2 protein-coding genes are annotated in these 2,172 nt (G+C 41.7%); both read left to right on the top strand.

What is annotated here, in order from left to right:
* The first annotated feature begins 106 nt into the window (after positions 1-106).
* A complete protein-coding gene (gene istA / locus ACKVDP_RS13705; protein ID WP_409229465.1) occupies positions 107-1,339 on the top strand; it encodes an IS21 family transposase in 1,233 nt (410 codons plus the stop codon).
* On the top strand, positions 1,332-2,114 hold the full coding sequence (gene istB / locus ACKVDP_RS13700; protein WP_409229464.1) for an IS21-like element helper ATPase IstB: 783 nt from the start codon (positions 1,332-1,334) through the stop codon (positions 2,112-2,114). The genes istA and istB overlap by 8 nt, the downstream gene beginning before the upstream one ends.
* The last annotated feature ends 58 nt before the right edge of the window (positions 2,115-2,172 follow it).

Below are 2,172 nucleotides of genomic sequence, written 5' to 3'. Positions count from 1 at the left end.
TGTCATCGCCGGGATATAATTGAAGCAAAAAGCCGGTTAAAAATTGACCCACACCTACCAAATGAATACCATAGAAGTATGGCGAATACTTTTATGGAGGTACTAAATGATAAGGAGTGGGCTAATTACTATGATACGCGAAAAATCAGACCAGGGCAAGAGCCCTTATGCCATCTCTAAGGAGTTGGGCATATCAGAAAACACAGCAAAGAAATACATTAATAACCGTGGAAAAACTCTGAAGCATGGATTGTCAGGAAAAACTAAGGGTTCAAAGCTTGATCCCTTCAAGAAAGATATTGATGATTACATGAAACAAGGAATACTAAATTGCTCAGTAATCTTTGATAGGCTTCAAGAAAAAGGATATGACGGTGGAATAACCATCATCAAAGATTACATAAAGCCTTTTCGACCTTTGAAAACTCGCAAGGCAGTGGAAAGATATGAGACGCCTCCTGGAAAACAGGCTCAGATGGACTGGGGAATTGTACACTATGTAGACGGCGAAGGAAAGAGTCATAAAACTCCTGCCTTCATAATGATTATGGGTAATTCAAGAGCAAAATATGTAGAATTCACCAAGAGATGCGACTACTACAGTCTTGTGAGATGCATGCTAAATGCATTTGAGTATTTCGGCGGCATCCCAGAAACAGTTCTGACAGATCATATGAAGACCGTTGTAATAAGAGTCGAATCAGGAAAAGCTATCTTTCATACAAGGTTTTCAGAATTCGCTGCAGACATGGGCTTTGTTCCAAAGCTTTGCAGAGTAAGAAGACCACAGACAAAAGGCAAGGTGGAAAGACTGGTTCACTATGTAAAAGACAATTTTCTGCCCGGCAGAAAATTTACAGATCTTGAGGATTTAAACAATCAAGCAATAGAATGGTGCAAGAAAGCCGACAGTAAAATTCACGGAACAACTGGAGAAATACCGTTAAAATCACTTGCAAAAGAGCCACTCCTACCCTTGCCCGAGGCATCCACAAGAGATAGTTATAGGTGGGAGACCCGCAAAGTCACCCGAGATGGGTTTGTAAGCTATGATGGCGTAAGATATGGAGTAGATTGGCAATACAGCAACCGAGAAGTAAGAGTAAGAGCAATCAGAGGCAATTTTGAAGTCTATGACGGAGAAGTCAGGATATTGTGCCGTAAGATAGAGTACACATCAGGTAAAATAGTCTTCTTAAGAGGTCAGTATCAAGGACTTGCTGAAAAAGAGGGGGTAGCATTCCCCATGGCTTATGGGATTAAATCAGATACATTGATTGTAGATAAGAGGCCCTTGGCATTCTACGATGAAGTTATGGGGGTGAGTGCCAATGGTTGAAATTGAGAAAGCCCATGAGTCTTTGGAACTGCTTGGCCTCAAGGTTGGAAGCCAGATTCTTGAAGCCAAACTGGAAGAAGCTGCAAAAAAGGAATTCACTTATCTGACCTTCCTTTCAGATCTTCTAAATGAAGAAATCACAGATAGAAAAAGAAGAAGCGAAGAAACCAGAACAAAACTTTCAAAGCTTCCTCACAGAAAGACTTTGGAGGAGTTTGACTATAGTTTTCAGCCAAGTATAGACAGCCGACAAATAAAGGAATTATCTACATTGGCATTTGTAAAAAGAGCAGAAAATGTAGTGTTTCTTGGACCACCAGGAGTAGGTAAAACCCATCTGGCAGTAGGGCTTGGGATGCAAGCTCTAAGGAGCGGAATGACCTCCTACTACATAACAACAGCACAACTGATAGCAGACCTTAAGAAGGCAGAACAACAAGGCAAACTGGAGCGCAGATGGAAAGTCTATCTGAAACCAGATTTGCTAATAGTAGATGAAGTGGGCTACATGCAATTAGACAGACACTCAGCAGAGCTTCTATTTCGCTTGATTTGCTCACGCTATGAAAGAGGCAGCATTGTCCTTACCAGCAACAAGTACTTTAGCGAATGGGGAGAACTGATGAGTGATACAGTTATTGCAACGGCTATCCTTGATCGACTGTTGCATCATGCACATGTGATAAATATCCGTGGTGACTCTTACAGAATTCGCCAAAGACAAAAATCAGGTCTAATGTCAGTACCACCGGCGGATATTCCGGCGAATGAGTAGCCGGCATTTGGGTCAATTTCTACCCGGCGATTCCATCATTTTAAATCCGGCGTTGACA

This window comes from Gudongella ferriphila (assembly GCF_046224405.1).
Taxonomy (GTDB): domain Bacteria; phylum Bacillota; class Clostridia; order Tissierellales; family Tissierellaceae; genus Gudongella.
Note: the sequence above shows the minus strand (reverse complement) of the source record. Positions and strands in the feature narration are given on the sequence as shown.

Coding starts and splice junctions, on each gene's coding strand:
- istA (WP_409229465.1), top strand. CDS start 107: ATGATAAGGAGTGGGCTAATTACTATGATACGCGAAAAATCAGACCAG.
- istB (WP_409229464.1), top strand. CDS start 1,332: ATGGTTGAAATTGAGAAAGCCCATGAGTCTTTGGAACTGCTTGGCCTC.